Raw genomic sequence first — 17979 nt, 5'->3', positions numbered from 1 at the left:
TGCCATGACCGTTCGCCCGGTCTGCTGCGATCGGGCTTCGGCCCTGCCATGACCGTTCGCCCGCTCTGCTGCGACTGGGCTTCGGCCCTGCTGCAATCTGTGCGTCCTGCTCTGCCGTGAGCGGTTGGCCCGCGCTGCTATGGGGGGCATTCTCGCTCGGCCGTGGCTGGTCATCCCGCCCTGGTCGGACCTGCCATTCCACGTTGCCGTGACAAAGCCCCCGGCGGTCCAGTCCGTATGGGCCGCCGGGGTTGACGATGTTGATCCGGGTTGACTTGATGGGTTGACTCGATGGGTTGATTAGGTGGACCGCATTGACGTCCAGGGGTTCAGTCGCGCTGCTGACCCGTGCCGGTCGTGCCGGTCGAGTTGACCGTGCCGGTCGTGCCGGCCGAGGCGACCGTTGCGACCTCGGCGTTCGTGCTGGCCGCGGCGACCGGGGTGGCCGTGGCGACCGGGGTGGCTGTGGCGGTCTGGGCGGTGTTGCGGCCGGGGAGGAAGAGGGCGACCACAGCGCCCACGGCGATGACTGCGCCGCCGACGAGGACCGCGGGGACGAGGCCGTCCACGAAGGACTGCGGGCTGGAGTAGCCGCCGGCGGAGCTGAAGACCGAGGCCAGGACCGCGACGCCGATGGCCACGCCGGCCTGGCGGATGGTGTTGTTGGTGCCTGAGGCGACGCCTCGTTGGTCGGCGGGGGCGCTGGACAGGGCGAGGGCGCTGATCGGGGCGAAGCTGAGGCCCATGCCGATGCCGGCCAGGATGAAGCCGGTGACCATGTGGGGGTAGGTGACCGTGGTGGTCGTGGCGAGGGCCAGCCAGAGGACGCCCGCGGCGAGGAGGACCTGGCCGGCGACGATCAGGTTGCGTACGCCCAGGCGGTCGGCGTAGATGCCGGCGACGGGGGCGACGAGCATCGGGGCGGCGGTCCAGGCCAGGGTGCGTACGCCGGCTTCCAGGGGGGTGAGGCCCTGGACGACCTGGAAGAACTGGGCCAGGAGGAAGACGGCGCCGAACGCTCCGGCGGAGAATGTCAGGCTGACGACGCTGACCAGGCTGAACGCGCGGTTGCGGAACAGGATCAGCGGCAGCATCGGGGTGCTGTTGCGACGCTGCCAGACCACGAACGCGGTGAGCAGGGCTACGCCGCCGGCGAGCATGCCGAGCACTCGGGCCGAGGTCCAGCCGTGGTCGGGGCCGTCGGCGACCCCCCAGACGAGCAGGAGCATGCCGGCTGCTGACAGGACGAGGCCGAGGGGGTCGAGGCGGCGGGCGCCGCCGCGGGATTCGTCGAGGACGGTGGCCGCGAGGATGACCGCGATGACGCCGACGGGGACGTTGAGCCAGAAGATGAACGACCAGTCGAGGCCTTCGATGACCGCGCCGCCGACCACCGGGCCGATCGCGACGCCGAGGCCGCTGATGCCGCCCCAGATGCCGACGGAGGCGTTGCGCAGGCGGTCGGGGACCGCCTGGGCGAGCAGGGTCAGTGACAGCGGGGTCACCGCCGCACCGCCGATGCCCTGGATCGCGCGGGCGGCGGTGAGCTGCCAGGGCTCGGTGGCCAGGGCCGCCGCCGCGGAGGCGAGCGTGAAGAGCACGATCCCGCCGAGATACATCCGCCGCCGGCCGAGGCGGTCACCGAGGGCCGCAGCGGTGAGCAGGAAGGCCGCGAAGGGCAGGGTGTACGCGTTGACGAACCACTGCAGATCGGTGATCGAGGCGCCGATGTCCGCCTTGATCACGGGCAGCGCCGTGGTCACCACGAGGTTGTCGAGCGTGACCATGAACGTCGGGATGCCGACGGCGGCGATCACGGCTGCGAGAGGCCGGTTTCGGCGTGGTGCCGCGGCTGCGGCGGGTGCCGGTGAGGCGAGGGCGGTCATCGTGGCTCCCAGTTGTTATCGACTGATAACTAGCAAGGTAGTTATCCGCTGATAACTTGTCAATGCCGATTGGTCATCAGCTGATAACATGGGAGTATGACCAGGTCACGACTCACTGCCGAGGAGCGCCAGGACCAATTGGTCCGGGCCGCAGTCACCGCCTTCGCGACCGGTGGGTACGCCGGAACGACCACGGATCAGGTCGCGGGTCTCGCCGGGGTGTCGCAGCCGTACGTGATCCGGCTCTTCGGCAGCAAGCAGCAGCTCTTCATCGCGGCGGTCACCCACGCGGCCGCCCGGATCGAGGACCACTTCCGTGAGGCGGCGAAGGCCGAGCCGACCCTGGCCTCCCTCGGCTCAGCCTACGAGGAGCTGCTCGCCGAGCGGGAGCTGATCACCTGTCTGCTGCACGGCTACACCGCGAGCGCCGACCCGGCAATCGGCCCCGTCGTCCGCGACTGCTTCGGCACGATCTACCGGACGATCCGCGAACTCACCGGTGCCGGCGTCAAGGAAACGCGCCAGTTCCTCGCCATGGGCATGCTGATGACGGTCCTCGGCGCCATGCGCGTCCTCGGCCCCGACGCCGTCCCGCGCGACCCGTGGATGACCGAACTCATCGACTTCGACGACGAGGAAAGCTGATGCCGCCGGGTTCGTAGCGGAACTGCTGCGGCTCTGGCCGGTCAGATGTTGTGGCTCAGGTAGGCCGGGGCGCGGAGGCCGAGGAGGGCTTCGGTCATGTGGACGGCGTCGACGGCTGCCTTGACGTCGTGGACCCGGACGATGCGGGCGCCGTGGAGGATGGTGAAGACGAGGGCGGCGAGGGTGCCGGCGAGGCGTTCGTGCTGGGGGGCGTCGAGGGTTTCGCCGATGAAGTCCTTGTTGCTGACCGCGGCGAGCAGGGGGTGGCCGAGGTCGGCGATCTCGCGCAGGCGGCGGGTGAGTTCGAGGGTGTGCAGGGTGTTCTTGTTCAGGTCGTGACCGGGGTCGATGACGATCTGCTCCGGGCGTACGCCATGGGCCAGAGCGGTCTCCACCCGGGAGCGCAGGAAATCGGCGATCTCCTTCGCGACGTCCTGGTACTGCGGGCTGGGGTGCAGGGTGCGGGGCGCGGCCAGGCTGTGGGTGATCACCAGGGTGGCGTCGGAATCCGCCACGATCTCGGCCATCCGGACGTCGCGCAGGCCCGAGGTGTCGTTGATGACGCCCGCGCCGGCCTTGATCACGGCCTCGGCGACCTCGGGGCGGAACGTGTCCACCGAGACCACCGCGAGGCCCTGGGCGGCCTCGACCACCGGGAGCACCCGGTCCAGCTCCTCGGCGGCGGAGACCTCCGGGCCGGGAGCGAACGGTACGCCGCCGATGTCGATCCAGTCAGCACCCGCGCCCGCCGCTTTCCGCACCGCCTCGGTGGCTTTCTCGAGGGCGAACGTGCGGCCACGGTCGTGGAAGGAGTCCGGCGTGCGGTTGACGATGGCCATCACCACGACGCGCCGGGAGAAGTCGTACGACCGCCCGCCGATGAGCCGTTGCGCGCTGATCAGCGGGGGTGCGTAATCACTCACGTCGCGAGACTACCTGGGCCCTGAGGTGCGGTATTGGGGGGTTACCTCAGATGATCGGCGCGCAATAAGGTGCAAGGCGTGACGGAGACGGGACTCGCAGTTGCCGACTTACGAGGCCCGATGTGGTATCTGTGGTGGCTCGTGCGGCACCAGAAGTGGCGCATCGCCGTCGGCGGGCTGGTCGGGTCGGCGTGGATGGCCGGGCTGACGCTGCCGCCGTACCTGTTGTCCCAGGCTGTTGACCGGGGGTTGCAGCGGCGGGACCTGCCGGTGCTGGCCGTGTGGGTGGCCGCGCTGCTGGTAGCCGGGGTGGCCAATGCCGCGCTGGCGGTCCTGCGGCACCGGACGATGACGAAGATCAGGCTCGATGCGGGGTTCCGGACCGTGCGGGTGGTGCTCACCCATGCGGCGAGTCTCGGGTCGGCGCTGCCCCGGCGGGTGGGTGCGGGGGAGGTCGTCACCATCGGCGTGGCGGATGTGTGGGTGCTCGCTCAGGCGCTGACCGTGACCGGGCCGGGGTTCGGGGCGGCCGTGGCGTACGCGATAGTCGCCGTCCTGCTGCTGCACATCTCGCCGCTGCTGGCGGTGGTGGTGCTGGCGGGCGTACCCGTGCTGGCCCTTGTCGTCGGGCCGATGCTGCGCAGCCTGCAGCGGGCCGGGCTGAGTTACCGCGAGCGGCAAGGTGCGCTCGCCGACCGGCTCGCCGATGTGGTCGGTGGGTTGCAGGTGCTGAACGGGCTCGGTGGCAAGGACGGGTTCGCGCGGCGCTATCACCGCGAGTCGCAGGCGGTGGCGCGGGAGGGTTACCGGGTCGGTGCCGTGACCAGCTGGATCCAGGCGCTCGGGGTGGGCCTGCCCGCGTTGTTCCTGGCCGTGGTGATCTGGCTCGCCGCCCGGATGGCCGCCGCGGGTGCCATCACCGCGGGTGAGCTGGTCGCGGTCTGGGGGTACGCGGCGATGCTCGTCGTCCCGGTCGCGTTCCTGATCGAGGGCGGGTTCGACATCGGGCACGCCCTGGTCGCCGGGCGGCGGGTGCTGGGGTTCCTGCGGCTCCCCGTCCCGCCGGCGCAGCTGATGTGGTTCCCGTGCGCCCCGGCCGAGCTGAGCGATCCGCAGTCCGGGGTGGTGGTCGTGCCCGGCCGGTTCGCGGTACTCGCGACCGCGCGCGCCGCCGACGCCGCGGCCGTGGTGGACCGGCTCGGCGGGTACGGGCCCACCGAGGCGACCTGGGGCGGCGTACGCGTCGACACGCTCGCCGTCCGGGAGCGGATCCTGGTCGCCGACAACGAGTCGTACCTGTTCGCCGGGACCCTCGCCGAGGCCGTCGCCGGGCGGGCCGACCGGGGGCACGGCGAGATCGCCTACGCCCTGGCGGCCGCGGCGGCGACGGACCTGTCCGGCCGGCAACCCGTCGAGGACCGGGGGCGCAACCTCTCCGGCGGGCAGCGCCAGCGGGTACGCCTGGCCCGCGCGCTGCTGCACGACCCCGAGATCCTGCTCGCCGTCGAGCCGACCTCCGCGGTCGACGCGCACACCGAGGCCACCGTCGCCGAACGGCTCAAAGCGGTCCGGGCCGGGCAGACGACGCTGATCACGACCACGTCACCGGCGTTGCTGGAGCGGGCCGACTGTGTGATCTACCTGGTCGGCGGCCGGGTAGCCGCCACCGGGACGCACCGCGAGCTGCTGCGCACCCAGCCCGGATACCGCGCCCTGGTGACCCGGACAGCGGGAGAGACCGCGGGAGAGGACGCGGCCACCGGGGCGGTCCGGTGATCCGGCTGCCGATCGCGGACCGGGCCGGGGTCCGCCGCGCGGCGCTGGACCTGATCCGGGCCGACAAACGGGCCGTGGTGGCGATGGTCGCGCTGAACGCCGTCGCCGCCGTCGCCGGGCTGACGGGGCCGTGGCTGCTCGGGCACATCGTCGACGCGGTCGCCGAGAACAGGGCGTCAGTGCACCTGGTCGACCGGCTCGCGCTCGGCATCCTGCTCTGCACGCTCACCCAGATCCTGCTGGGCCGTTCGGCGATGGCGATCGGGTACCGGTTCGGGGAGCGTACGGCGGCCCGGATCCGGGAGAGCTATCTGGACCGGGTGCTCGCCCTGCCGCCGGCGCTCGCCGAGCGGGTGCCGGCCGGGGACCTCACCGCCCGCGGGACGGCCGACGTCAACGCGGTCGCCACCACCCTGCGCGACGCGGTGCCGGAGGTGCTGATCGCCGCGGCCCAGGCCGTGTTCGTGCTGGTCGCGGTGTTCTTCCTGGACCCGGTTCTCGGCGGGGTCGCGGTGCTCGGGCTGTCCGGGATCGCGGTGGCGACCAGGTGGTACCTGCGGCGGGCGCGGACGGCGTACCTTGACGAGGGGGCGGCCGGGTCGGCGCTGGCGGACGAGCTGACGGCGGCGGTCGCCGGTGCGCGTACCGTCGAGGCCCTGGGTCTGCTGGAACGCCGCGCCGAGCATGCCCGGCAGGTGCTCGCCGGGGCCCGGCGCACCCGCCTGCGGACCCTGTTCCTGCGCACGGTCTTCTACCCGTCGGTGGACGTGTCCTATGTGATCCCGGTCGTGTCGGTGCTGTTGATCGGCGGCGCGCTCTACACCCACGGTCTGCTCACCCTGGGCGAGGTCGCGGCGGCGGCGCTGTATCTGCGGCAGCTGGCGGTGCCGCTCGACGCGATCCTGATCTGGCTGGAGCAACTGCAGAGCAGCGGCGCGTCGTTCGCCCGCCTTGAGGGCCTCGCGGCCCTGCCCACCGCCTTCCCAGGCGGAAAACTCCCGGTCGGGGACCGGATCGAGGTTCATGACGTGCGATACGCGTACGCCGGAGCCGCCGACGTTCTCCGGGGAGTCGACCTGACCGTACGCCCGGGGGAGCGCCTCGCCCTGGTCGGCCCGTCGGGTGCGGGCAAGTCGACGCTGGGCCGCCTGCTCGCCGGCGTGGACCGGCCGCGCACGGGCACGGTGACCACCGGCGGGGTGCCGGTCGCCGAGCTGCCCCCGGATCTGTTGCGCCGCCAGGTCGTGCTGGTCACCCAGGAGCACCACGTGTTCCGGGAGACGCTGCGCGCCAACCTGACCCTGGCCGCGCCGGACGCGACGGACGAGGACCTGCACGCCGCGCTCGCCGTCGTCGGCGCGGACTGGGCCCGGGAACTGCCCGACGGCCTCGGCACGGTGCTGGGCGGCGCCGGGTACGCCCTCGACGGCGCCGCCGCCCAGCAGATCGCGCTCGCCCGGGTGGTGCTCGCGGACCCGCACACCGTGATCCTCGACGAGGCCACCGCGCTGCTCGACCCGGCGACGGCCCGCGCGGCGGAACGGGCGCTCGCCGCCGTGCTGCACTCGCGGACGGTCATCGCGATCGCCCACCGGCTGCAGACGGCCCACGACGCCGACCGGGTCGCGGTCATGGAGGCGGGCCGCCTGGTCGAGCTCGGCACCCACGACGACCTGGTCGCGGCCGGGGGGACGTACGCCGCGCTCTGGCGCACCTGGCACGGCTGAGGTCAGTCCGCGCAGGTCCAGGTGACGCTGCCGGAGACCTCGGGGCCGCCGCCCTCGGTGCCGTCGGGGTTCTTTACCGACAGACCGGTGAAGACCCACGACCCACCGCCCTTGCCGTCGGTGGTCACCGTGCTGGCGGAGCCCTCCTGCGTGTAGTAGAGGTCCCCGCCGAAGCTCACCCCGGGCGGGCTGCCGGTATCGGTCAAGGTCTTCTTCTCGTACGTTCCCGCCCCGTGGTAGTCCTTCACCATCGCGCCGATGTAGACGGTTTTGCCCTCGATCGGGTCGACGGGCATCTGCGGCACGAGGAACCACGTGTGGCCCTTGTCGTCCTGCTCACCGCCGCCGTACTGATCACAGGACCTGTAGTCGACGCCGTTGTTCGTCGGCATCGGCGCGTTACTGCTGCCCTTCACCGTGACGTCCCCGGTGATGTCCACGGTGACCTCGGTGTGCACGTCTCCCGTGGAAGAAGTGCCCGCGGTGGCACCTCCGCAACCCGTCGTCAATGCCAGCAAACCGCCCGCGAGCAGTGCCGCAACCCCCCGAGTGACCATGCTTTTGCCGCCCCTTCGCCCGCAGAGAATGATGCATCGCGCCGTTAGCGTGGAAGGACGCGCTGAAGAAACGGTTAAGACATCTATGCGGTACGAGGTACTCGGCCCGGTCCGGGCGGTCACCGGCGACGGCACCGCCACTCCGCTGCCACCCCGGATGCGCGCCCTGCTCGCGGCGCTGCTCGCCGCCGGTGGCCGTCCCGTCTCCCCGGAACGGCTGATCGCCGAGCTGTGGCCGGCCGACGTGCCGCCCACCGCCGCGGGGGCGCTGCAGGTGCACGTCTCCGGCCTGCGCAAGATCGTGGGGGCCGCGCTGTCCACGACGCCCGGCGGGTACGTCCTCGCCGCCACGTCCGACGCGGACGAGTTCACCGAGCTCGTGGGTGCCGAGGCGTGGGACGAGGCGCTCGCGTTGTGGCACGGGCCCGCGTACGAGGGTGGTGGCACCGGGCCGATGGTCGCTGCGGCCGCCGCCCGCCTGGAGGAGTCGCTGCTCGCCGCCCGCCAGCGCTGGGTGGATCGGGAGATGGCTCTCGGGCACCCCGTCCTCGCCGAGCTGAGTGCCTGGGTCGCCGCCGAGCCGGTCACCGAACCCCTGGTCGAACGGCTGATGCTGGCCCTGCACCGCGACGGGCGAACGGCAGACGCCCTGGACCTTTTCGACCGTACGACGATGGCGCTCGCGGAGTACGAGACGCAGCCGCGCGCCGCGATGGCCGCACTCGCCGAGGCCGTCCGCCGCCGCGACCCCGCTCTCGACCGGCCCCCGGCGGGACTGCCCGGCAGCCGCAGCCGGTTCATCGGGCGGCGCGCCGAGCTCGACAGGGTGATCGGGCTGCTCGGGCGCAGCCGGCTGCTCACCATCGCCGGGCCGGGCGGCTGCGGCAAGACCCGGCTGTCACTGGAACTCGCCCGCGAGGTCGCCGCCGACCACGACGCGGTGATCGTGGCCGAGCTGGCCGGGCACACCACGGGGCTGCTCGTCGAACGGGTCGCTGCCGCCGCCGGGGTACGCGAGGAGCCCGGCGTCCCCGTGCTCGACCTCCTCGCCCGGCACCTCGGCGGGCGGGCACTGCTCGTGCTGGACAACTGCGAGCACCTGCGCGCCGACGTGGCCGAGCTCGTGCACGACCTGCTCGGTGCCGCGCCGGGCGTACGGGTGGTCGCCACGAGCCGCGAACCTCTGGGCGTACCCGGAGAAGTCGTCTTTGTCCTCACCGGCCTGACCACCCCCGCACCCGGCGCCGACCCCGCCCGCTCGGACGCCGTCCGGTTGCTCGCCGACCGCGTCGCCGCGGCCCGGGGCGGCACCACCCTGCGCGCCGACGAACTGCCTGTCGCCGCCGAACTGTGCCGCCGGCTCGACGGGCTCCCGCTCGCCCTGGAGCTGGCCGCCGCCCGGCTCGGCGCCCTGGCCCTGACCGAGATCATGTCCCGTCTCGACCGCCGCCTCGATCTGCTCGTCGGCACCTCCCCGGTCGCCCGGCACCAGACCATGCGCGCGGCCATCGACTGGGGTTACGAGCTGCTCGACGTTCCCCAGCGGGAACTGCTGCCCCGCCTCGGCGTGTTCGCCACCGGCTTCGACCTGGCCGCGGCCTCGGCGGTCGCCGGCACCGACGCCCTGAACCCGCTCACCCAGCTCGCCGCCCGCTCCATGGTGGAACACGCCGACGGCCGCTACCGGCTGATCGAGACCATCCGCGAGTACGCCGCCGAGCGCCTCCCCGCCGATGACCCCGCGCACCGGCGGCACGCGCAGCTGTGGGCCGACCGGCTCGCCGAGCCCCCGCCCGCCGACGGGCCCGAGCACAGCCGCTGGCTGGCCGTGACGGGACAGGACTACGACAACATCCAGGCCGCGCTGACCTGGTCCCTGACCGGCGATCCCGGGCTCGGCCTGGACATTGCCGCCGGGATGTGGTGGTACTGGTGGATCACCGGCCGGATGGCCGAGGGTCTGTCCTGGCTCGGTCGCGCGCTCGACGCCGCACCGGCCACCGCGACCCCGCTGCGCGGCCGGGCCCTGCGCGCCGCCGCGGCCCTGGCCCGCAACTCCGGCGACCTGAGCGCCGCCCGTGACCTCGGGGAACAGGCCCTGACGACGTTCCGCGACCTCGCCGACCGGCCCGGGATGATCGCCTCGCTCAACAACCTGTCGATCACCGCTCAGGGCCAGCAGGACTACGAGGCCTCCCTGGCGTACGGCTACGAGAGCCTCGACCTCGCCCGTCAGCAGGGCAACGCCCGGGCGATCGCGGCGGCGCTCAACAACACCGCCGGCACCCTGCGCTGCATGGACCGCCTCGACGAGGCCGAACCCCTCTTCGAGCAGGCGCTGACCGGTTTCCGGGAAGCGGGGGAGCAGCGCGGCGAGGCAGCCGCCCTGACCAACCTCGGCATCGTGACCCGCCGCCGGGGCCGGCTCGCGGAGTCCGGCGAGCACATGCGCCGCTCGCTGCGCATCTACACCGACCTGGCGATCCCCGAGGGCCAGCTCGACACGATCGAGGGCCTCGCCCAGGTGGCGATCCTCGGCGACGACCCGGCCCGCGGCCTCACGCTGCTGGTGATCGCCGAACGGGAACGCACCGCCATCGGCGCGCCGCTGTTCACACCGGACGAGGTGGCCGATCGCGACACCGCTGAAGCCCTCGCCCGTTCGTCGCTCGCGGCTGATGAGGTGGGCAAGGCGTACCGCACGGCCTCGGAGACGACCCTCGGCGCGGCCGTCGCCTCACTTCTTTAGCGTTTCTTAATTCCGGGCACTCACGCTGCCGTCATGACCTCACGCATTCCGCTGCTCCTGCTGGGAACCCTCACCCTTTCCGCATGTACGCCCATAGTGCAGGCCTCCCCCTCCTCGTCCTCGTCTCCCTCCGCTCACACGTCCACCTCTCCTTCTGCGTCGCCGTCGCGCACTCACTCGACTAAGGCGTCCCACAAGGCGTCCCACAAGCCGTCGCACTCCCCGTCCCCGTCGCACTCCACGGTGTCCGGTCCCCGGATCGTCTCCTTCAAGGTGATCCAGAAGCCGAAATGCGCCGAGGGAACCGCCGTCTTCCGCGCCCCCGCCGTCGACCTGATCATCGCCTGGAAGATCACCGGCGCGGACAGCGGCGCCCTCTCGGTCGACGACCCCACCCACACCCCGGGCACCTACCGCATGGTGGGCACCGAGGGCACGGAATCATTCGGCTTCTCCTGCGGCGGCGAGGTGGGCTCGGTCGAGACCCACAAGTACGACATCTACTCCGTCGGCGGCGGTACCCAGAAATCCAGGTCGCTCACCGTCTCCGCCAAGGTCCTCGACACCGGCCGGGAGACCGTCGCCCCGAAGTGACGGGCGCCCTCACCCGGCATTGCTGACCCGGCATTGCTCACCCGGCATTGCTGACCCGGCATTGCTCACCCGGCATTGCTGACCCGGCATTGCTCACCCGGCAGGGCTAACCTGATCGTTTCCGGTCTCTGCCGGAAAAGCCGATCGTCCATGGTGAATGTAAGCGGCACGCTGTCCCGCGTGACCGCGCCAAACCAGCCCGCCCGCTCCACCTCTCTGAAGGTCGCCCTCGCCACCGGGGTGGCGTTCCTGCTGCTCTGCTGCGGCGGCATCACCGCGATCAAGGCCTTCACCGGCGGCGGCAACCCATCCTCCGCCCCGCAGTTCATCGCGCCGTCGCTCGCGTCCCCGCCCCCGATGGAGTCCACGTCGTCCCCGTCGCCGTCACGCTCCCGGCCGTCCTCACCGTCCCCTTCGTCCTCGTCCTCCCGCACCAAGGTCCCACCGATCAAGAAGCCGGTCCCCGCCCGGACCGCCCCCGAGCCGTCCCCCTCGAAGACCACGAAGAAGCCGAGCCCGAAGCCCACCACCACCGCACCTCCCGCGGTCCCCGCCGTGGTCAGGCCGGGCGCGTTCTGCTCACCCGAGGGCGCCACCGGCGTCACGAGGAAGGGCACCCCGATGATCTGCACCCGCAAGCCCGGCGAGGAGCGCGCCCGCTGGCGCAAGGCCTGACCCGTGGGCGGACGGCCTTCATCGGACCCACACACTCGCGCGAGCCCTGATCCGCGCGCGAGCCCTGATCCGCGCGCGAGCCCTGATCCGCGCGCGAGCCCTGATCCGCGCGCGAGCCCTGATCCGCGTGAGGCCTGACCCGCGTGAGGCCTGACCCGCGTGAGGTCTGACCCGCGCGTGAGGCCTCACGCGGGGGCGCAAGGTCTGACCCGCGAGCGCTGCGCCTGAAAGCGCAGGTAGGCAAGCATAAGAACGGCCCCGCCACATCGAAGAGATGTGGCGGAGCCGTTCTCGTTAGTGCGTTAGGTTGTGCACAATTTAATTGTGCACAACCTAAATCGCCGTGCGAAGCCGTGCCGTCCGGCGGTCAGGCGGTGCGACAGCCAGGCGGTGCGACCGGTCAGGCCGTGCGACCGGTCAGGCCGTGCGACCGGTCAGGCGGTGCGACCGGTCAGGCCTTGTGGCGGTCAGGCCTTGTGGGAGGCGTGCGGGAGGTGCAGCTCCTCCGGCTCCGGCGGGACGTCCGAGACGCCGGTGGCGACGGCCTGCTCGTGGCGGCGGCGGGCGGACGGCAGGGCGAGGGCGGCGCCGATGCCCAGGACCGCAACCGCGGCGCAGACCCAGAAGCCGATGGTGAAGGCGTCGTCGCTGGGCAGGCCGCGGGCGTCGGCGTGGGAGGTGATGACCGCGGCGATGACGGCTGTGCCGATGCTGCTGCCGATGGTGCGGGCGATCGTGTTGACGCTGGTGGCCTCGCCGGTCTGGCTGGCGGGGACCGCTTCGATGATGGCGTTGCTCATGGCGGCGAACGCGAAGCCGATGCCGGCGCCGGTGAGGACGCCCGAGGCGAGGACCTGCCAGATCGCGCCGTGGGCGAGGGCGGGCAGGATGAACGCGGCGGTGACCAGGGCCGTGCCGAGGAACATCGGGAGCTTGGGGCCGTACTTACGGTTGAGGATGCCGGCGATCGGGCCGAAGACGACCATCATGACGACGGTCGGCAGGAGGAACAGCCCGGCCTGCGACACCGACTTGCCGAAGCCGTAACCGGTCGCGGCGGGCAGCTGGAGCAGCGTCGGGACCAGGACGAACGTGCCGAACATCGCGAAGCCGAGGATCAGGGCGACCAGGTCGGTGGCCCACACGCCGCGCAGCTTCATCAGGTGCATGTCGATGAGCGGCTCGGCGACCTTGAACTCGACCGGGATGAAGACGGCCAGCGCGATGACGCCGACGGCGAGCAGGCCGATGGTCTTCGGGTCGCCCCAGCCCCACGACTGGCCCTTGCTGATGGCGAGCAGCAGGGTCACCAGCGCCACCGACAGGATGCCCGCGCCGAGGTAGTCGAGGCGGCCCGGGGTGCGTACCGGGGACTCCTTCATGCCGAAGATCGCACCCACCAGGGCGATGACGACCAGGACGAGCGGCAGCCAGAACAGCCAGTGCCAGGAGAGGTGCTCGACGATCGGGCCGGCCGCGACGATGCCGATGCCGGCGCCGATGCCGAAGATCGCGGAGATGAGGCCGACGGTGACGCTGACCTTCTCGCGGGGCAGCTCGTCGCGGATCATGCCGATCGACAGCGGCAGGATGGCACCGGCGGCGCCCTGCAGCGCGCGGGCGACGATCAGCACCGCGAGGTTGGGGGCGAGGGCGGCGAGCAGGGTGCCCGCGGCGAGCGCGATCAGGACCCCGATGAGGACCTTGCGCTTGCCGGCCATGTCGCCGAGGCGGCCCAGGATCGGCGTGAGCACCGAGGCGGAGAGCAGGTACGCCGTGATCACCCAGCTGGCGTCGCTGGTCGACGCCCCGAGGTCGCGGCCGATGGTGCCCAGGGCGGGGGCGACCAGCGACTGGAGCACGGCGAACGCGAGGCCACCGAGCGACAGGTAGAGCACCAGCATCGTGCCGCTGGAGCCGCTTCCCCCGTCCGTGCCGGTGCCGGTGGAGCCGGGAGCGCCGGGCTCCTCGATGGTCTGGGTCATGACGTCCCCGAAGATAGAAGTAAACGTGTGCTTACTTATTATCGGGTCAGGGCGGCGTAAGTCAACATCCGTTTACGTCACACCGCGACTACCGCCGGGTCGGCCGTCCGGTTCAGGCGCAGGTACGCGAGCAGCCCCGCCGGCAGCACGAGCCAGAACGAGATGAGCCGGTAACCGAGCACGACGGCGGTGGCGCTCGCGTACGGCGCACCCGCCGCCACCAGGCCGGCGAGCAGACTGGCCTCGATCAGCCCGATACCACCGGGCGTCACGGGGATCTGCCGCACGACCTGCACGGCCAGATAGGCGGTGGCCAGCTGGAACGCGCTCAGCGGCAGCCCGCAGGCGTGCGCGACGGCGATCAGGCAGCAGAGATCGGCGAGCCAGTTGAGTACGGCGTAGGTGATCGTCACCGCCCAGTGCCGGGCCCGCACCGACCGCGCCTCGGCGATGATGCCGCGCAGCTGGTCGAGTGCCCGGCCGGCCCAGCGCCACGTGGGCTGCCACGCGAACGACCGCCCCCGCAACAGTACGAAAAGCCCGGTCAGGGTGGCCGCCGCGAGGGCGAGCACCAGGATCGTGTGCAGCCCCGCGGTGCCCGCGTAGAGCACCGCCAGCCCGATGATCGAGGCGAGCCCGGACAGCACCATCACGGTCGCCGCCACGGAGACGCTCGCGCCGCGCCGCCGGTACTGCCGCAGCGCGAATGCCGCGGACATCGCCGCCCCGGCCGGCAGCACCATGCTGATCGCCGAGCGGGTGTAGGTGATGGCCAGCGCGGAGCCCCGGGAGATGACGACGTCGAGGGCCGTCAGCAGGGCGCGCTGCTGCCGCGCGAAGGCCACCTGTGAGAGGAACTGCACGAGCACCGCCACGGCCAGCCAGCGCACATCGGCGTCGGCCAGGACGGCGATGACGTCGCCCGGATCCGGGACGCGCCCGCGCATCGCCACCACCACGGCGACCCCGGCGACGGCTACGGCGAGGACGCGCAGCGCGTACCTGCGTGTCTGGGGGCGGGTGGCAGCGACCGCCTGCCGCAGGGTGCCGAGGCCGAGGACGGGGATGGCGACCAGGGCCAGCAGGGCGACCGCCACGATCGCGTCCAGCCAGTAGTGGTTGCCGGTGCCCACCACCACGAGCAGGGTGATCAGCGGGTGCGCGAACCAGAGCCACCGCCACCGGTTGCGGGTCGCCGCGAACAGCGCACCGGCGACGACCACCGCCCACCCGACGTGCAGCGAGGGCATGGCGGCGTACTGGTTGCTGAGCGCGTCGGTGTCCGGCGGGCCGTAGACGGCCGGGCCGTACAGCGTGCCGGTGTCGAGCAGGCCGGTGCCCGGCGTGAGCCGCGGCGGGGCGAGCGGGAACCACATCTGCGCGGCGAAGGCCGTCGCGGTGAGAAGAGCGAGAATCCGACGGGTACGCAGATAGAGCCCCGGCCGTCGCATGTACAGCCAGATCAGCGTCACGGCGGTCGCGGGGAAGTGCACGTACGCGTAGTAGTGGTTCGCCGCGAGCAGCAACCAGTGCCAGTCCACGAGCGCGTTCTGCACCGCGAGCTCGCTCGGCAGATGCAGCAGCCGTTCCAGGTGCCACACCTTCGCCGCGTTCGCCGTCGCCACGTCGGCGTGACCGGCGGTGAGGATGCGGCCCGCCTTGTAGGCCAGGAAGAGCGCCGCGACCAGACCGAGCTCACCGAGCCAGGCCGGCCACCGCCGCCCGGTGACCTCCCTGAGTGCTGACACTCCGCGCCCCCGACTACTAGTAAACACCCGCTGACTTATGCGACGCTCATCATGCGCCGCCCCGGCGAACGGTTACCAGCAGGTGAGCGGACCATCACATCGCCATGACGGGAGGGCAGCCACATGGGCACAGCTCCAGGCCCGGTCATGCCCGTCGCCCCAGGTCGTGCCACGATCCCCGGAACCCGCCGCCCCCGCGACGCGGAACGCACCCGGGCCCAGCTGCTCGCGGTGGCAACGGGCCGTTTCGCCCGCAACGGGTACGCCACCACCACGGTCCGCGACATCGCCGACGACGCGGGCGTCAACGTGGCCCTGATCAGCCGCTACTTCACGTCCAAGGAAGGCCTGTTCGAGGCGTGCCTGGCCGAGGCGGTCACCGAGGTCAGACGCGACTCCGACGACACCCCGCTCGACCGGATCGCGGCCGCCCTGGCCCACAAGATCGCCGGCCCGGACCGGGAGGACCGCCTGCCCGAGCGTTTCCTGCTGCTGCTGCGCTCCTCAGGCGACCAGCACGCCGAGGACATGCGCCTCGGCGTCCTCCGCACGATCAGCGAACGCATGGCCTCCGCCGCCGCCGGCCACGACGACGGCTCCGCCTTGTTGCGCGCCCAGATCGTACTGTCCGCGGCCCTGGGCATCATCCTGATGCGCGGCTCCCTGGGCCTGCAGCCCCTCGCCGGCGCCACCGAACAGGACCTCGCCGCCCCACTCGCCGATCTGGTAAACGCGCTGTGCGCAAAGGATCGCACCTCGTAGAGTCCCGCGAAGTCATCAGCCGCGCCGCCGACCTGGTCCTCCCCACCCTCGAGAAGGAGGAGGCCTACCATCGCGCAGTGACGATCCCCCCGGACAACCTGGACCCCGCCACGGCCTGGGCCCGGATCGGCCCCGACCCGTCCGCGGACCTCCTGCCCTGGCTGGCCCGCACCTGCGCCTCCCTCGCCGCCGACGACCGCGAAAGATTCCTGGCCACGGCCGGCTTCATCGCGGTGGACGCAAGCGACGACGAGCGGACCAGGTACGCCGAGGAGATCGCGACCCTCCGCAACCTCGCGCTGCAGGGCCTGCCCGCCGCCTCCACCGACGCCATGTACGTCCACCTCCAGCAGGCCATCCTCGGCCTCGACGGCGACGAGCTCTGGGGCCACGAACTCGACCACGTCAACGACGGCGAGGCCGACATCGAATGGCGATGTAGCCGTGGTGGGGACCGTCTCGCAGATCCAGACAAAGGACCTTGCCGGTATGGTCCTCCCCGATCGGCAGGAAGGGCGGATGGGGCTTGCCACGGTGTCATTCACACTCTGATCGTGCCGCCCGGGGGCGGGGCTCCTGAGGGGGAATCGGGCCGTAATGGCCGTCGGATGACCGGACCCCGGGCCGGGTCGGTGGGGTGGGGCCGGTACCCTTATGATCTTGCCGCGTGATCCACAAAAGACTGTCCATAGTGGGTATAACCGGATTGATCGGTTTATCTAGTCTTCTCGGTGCGGGGCCGGCGCAGGCGAGAGAGCCCGGTGAGCAGGCCGAACCGCCTCGCGTAGAGCTGGTGCTCGATGTCAGCGGGTCGATGCGGGCGGCTGACATCGATGGGGAGACCCGGATCGCCGTGGCGAAGCGGGCCTTCAACGAGGTGGTCGACGCGCTGCCGGAGACGACGTATCTCGGGATCCGGGTGCTGGGGGCGACCTATCCCGGGGACAACAAGAAGACGGGGTGCAAGGACACCCAGCAGATCGTCGAGGTCGGGCCGGTTGACCGGAACGCTGCCAAGGATGCGATCGCGGGGCTCAAGCCGACCGGGTTCACGCCGGTCGGGCTCGCGTTGCGGGAGGCCGCCAAGGATCTGGGGGACTCCGGGTCCGTGCGGCGGATCGTTCTGATCACTGATGGCGAGGATACGTGTACGCCGCCAGATCCTTGCGCCGTGGCCAGGGAGCTCGCCGCGCAGGGGACGAAGCTGGTTGTTGACACGCTGGGGCTGGCGCCCGATGAGAAGACGCGTAAGCAGCTGGTCTGCATCTCCACCGCGACCGGGGGGACGTTCACCGCGGCGCAGAGCCAGGAGGAGCTGACCGACCGGGTCAAGCAGCTCGTGGACCGGGCCGCTGTGCCGCCGCCCGTGGCTCCCGCGGCGGTGACCGGGGCTGAGGACTGCCAGAGTGCGCCGTTGCTCGCGCCTGGGGTCTACACCGATCGGGAGAAGATCGGGGAGCACCGGTATTACCGCGTACCCGTGCAGTCGGGTCAGGAATTGCGGGCCTCGGTGAGTGTCGCGCTGGACCGGCAGGTTTCGCGGGATTACGGCGTACTGATGAAAGCGGCGACGGCCGACGGCCGGGAGCTGGTCCGGGGGAGCGACGCGGGCAGTGGGCGGGCCGACGTGCTCTCCGCCGGGCTGCGCTGGTCGGGTGATGAGGAGCCCTCGCCGCAGGCGAGCGACGACGCTGATGACGGCGAACAAAAAGTGACCACCGATGTGTGTCTCATCGTGAGCAACTCGTTCGCGTCGAACACCGCGGCGAGCGCTCCCGGTATGCCCCTCGAGCTGAGCATCGACGTCGTGGACGCCTCGCACACGCCGGACGCTCCGGGGCTCGGGCGGGGCTGGTTGCTGCTGCTCGTGCTCGGGCTGGCGGGGCTCGTCGCCGGGGTACTGGCCGGCTGGCTGACCCGCTGGTGGGTTGCGACCTGGAGGGACAACTGAG

General features: G+C 71.7%; 14 protein-coding genes. 9 read left to right on the top strand and 5 right to left on the bottom strand.

All coding sequences use genetic code 11. The annotated features are described in order from the left end of the window. Positions 1 to 329: 329 nt before the first annotated feature. Positions 330 to 1886, bottom strand: a complete 1557-nt coding sequence (locus Aco04nite_RS18300; RefSeq protein WP_244876089.1) for a DHA2 family efflux MFS transporter permease subunit — start codon at positions 1884 to 1886, stop codon at positions 330 to 332. Positions 1887 to 1982: 96 nt separating this feature from the next. Between Aco04nite_RS18300 and Aco04nite_RS18295 the strand changes: the two genes are divergently transcribed. Beyond that, the gene (locus Aco04nite_RS18295) at positions 1983 to 2531 is read left to right on the top strand and encodes a TetR/AcrR family transcriptional regulator (protein WP_212998428.1); all 549 of its coding nucleotides are present in this window, start codon (positions 1983 to 1985) and stop codon (positions 2529 to 2531) included. Positions 2532 to 2572: 41 nt separating this feature from the next. On the opposite strand, the gene folP is transcribed toward Aco04nite_RS18295, so the two are convergent. Next, entirely contained in the window at positions 2573 to 3454 is an 882-nt protein-coding gene (gene folP / locus Aco04nite_RS18290; RefSeq protein ID WP_244876088.1) for a dihydropteroate synthase, read from the bottom strand. 120 nt (positions 3455 to 3574) lie between these two features. On the opposite strand from folP, the gene Aco04nite_RS18285 reads away from it, so the two are divergent. Together Aco04nite_RS18285 and Aco04nite_RS18280 are read left to right on the top strand one after the other, a co-directional pair. Continuing rightward, the gene (locus Aco04nite_RS18285; RefSeq protein ID WP_244876108.1) at positions 3575 to 5230 is read left to right on the top strand and encodes an ABC transporter transmembrane domain-containing protein; all 1656 of its coding nucleotides are present in this window, start codon (positions 3575 to 3577) and stop codon (positions 5228 to 5230) included. Then, complete coding sequence (locus Aco04nite_RS18280; RefSeq protein WP_212998427.1) at positions 5227 to 6957, top strand: ABC transporter ATP-binding protein; 1731 nt, start codon at positions 5227 to 5229, stop codon at positions 6955 to 6957. Before Aco04nite_RS18285 ends, Aco04nite_RS18280 begins: the two co-directional genes overlap by 4 nt. A 2-nt stretch (positions 6958 to 6959) precedes the next feature. Here the strand turns inward: Aco04nite_RS18280 and Aco04nite_RS18275 are convergent, their stop codons facing one another. Continuing rightward, complete coding sequence (locus Aco04nite_RS18275) at positions 6960 to 7514, bottom strand: hypothetical protein (protein WP_212998426.1); 555 nt, start codon at positions 7512 to 7514, stop codon at positions 6960 to 6962. Between the two features lie 85 nt (positions 7515 to 7599). On the opposite strand from Aco04nite_RS18275, the gene Aco04nite_RS18270 reads away from it, so the two are divergent. The 3 genes from Aco04nite_RS18270 (at position 7600) to Aco04nite_RS18260 (ending at position 11532) form a co-directional block, all read left to right on the top strand. Further along, entirely contained in the window at positions 7600 to 10263 is a 2664-nt protein-coding gene (locus tag Aco04nite_RS18270; RefSeq protein WP_212998425.1) for an AfsR/SARP family transcriptional regulator, read from the top strand. Between the two features lie 33 nt (positions 10264 to 10296). Beyond that, positions 10297 to 10857, top strand: a complete 561-nt coding sequence (locus tag Aco04nite_RS18265; protein ID WP_212998424.1) for a hypothetical protein — start codon at positions 10297 to 10299, stop codon at positions 10855 to 10857. Between the two features lie 180 nt (positions 10858 to 11037). Continuing rightward, positions 11038 to 11532, top strand: coding sequence for a hypothetical protein (locus Aco04nite_RS18260; RefSeq protein ID WP_212998423.1), 495 nt, complete (start codon positions 11038 to 11040; stop codon positions 11530 to 11532). 467 nt (positions 11533 to 11999) lie between these two features. On the opposite strand, the gene Aco04nite_RS18255 is transcribed toward Aco04nite_RS18260, so the two are convergent. Together Aco04nite_RS18255 and Aco04nite_RS18250 are read right to left on the bottom strand one after the other, a co-directional pair. Beyond that, a complete protein-coding gene (locus Aco04nite_RS18255) occupies positions 12000 to 13517 on the bottom strand; it encodes an MFS transporter (RefSeq protein ID WP_212998422.1) in 1518 nt (505 codons plus the stop codon). A gap of 77 nt (positions 13518 to 13594) precedes the next feature. Next, positions 13595 to 15265 carry a flippase-like domain-containing protein gene (locus Aco04nite_RS18250; RefSeq protein ID WP_212998421.1) on the bottom strand — a complete coding sequence of 557 codons (1671 nt, stop codon included), beginning with the start codon at positions 15263 to 15265 and terminating at the stop codon, positions 13595 to 13597. 123 nt (positions 15266 to 15388) lie between these two features. On the opposite strand from Aco04nite_RS18250, the gene Aco04nite_RS18245 reads away from it, so the two are divergent. The 3 genes from Aco04nite_RS18245 to Aco04nite_RS18235 all read left to right on the top strand — a co-directional run bounded on the left by Aco04nite_RS18245 (position 15389) and on the right by Aco04nite_RS18235 (position 17978). Further along, positions 15389 to 16027: a TetR/AcrR family transcriptional regulator gene (locus Aco04nite_RS18245; RefSeq protein ID WP_244876087.1), complete on the top strand. Its 639-nt coding sequence runs from the start codon at positions 15389 to 15391 to the stop codon at positions 16025 to 16027. A gap of 77 nt (positions 16028 to 16104) precedes the next feature. After that, the gene (locus tag Aco04nite_RS18240) at positions 16105 to 16698 is read left to right on the top strand and encodes a hypothetical protein (RefSeq protein ID WP_212998420.1); all 594 of its coding nucleotides are present in this window, start codon (positions 16105 to 16107) and stop codon (positions 16696 to 16698) included. Then, positions 16695 to 17978, top strand: a complete 1284-nt coding sequence (locus tag Aco04nite_RS18235) for a VWA domain-containing protein (RefSeq protein WP_212998419.1) — start codon at positions 16695 to 16697, stop codon at positions 17976 to 17978. The genes Aco04nite_RS18240 and Aco04nite_RS18235 overlap by 4 nt, the downstream gene beginning before the upstream one ends. Position 17979 lies beyond the last annotated feature (1 nt).

The organism is Winogradskya consettensis, from assembly GCF_018332715.1.
Lineage (GTDB): Bacteria > Actinomycetota > Actinomycetes > Mycobacteriales > Micromonosporaceae > Actinoplanes > Actinoplanes consettensis.
Note: the sequence above shows the minus strand (reverse complement) of the source record. Positions and strands in the feature narration are given on the sequence as shown.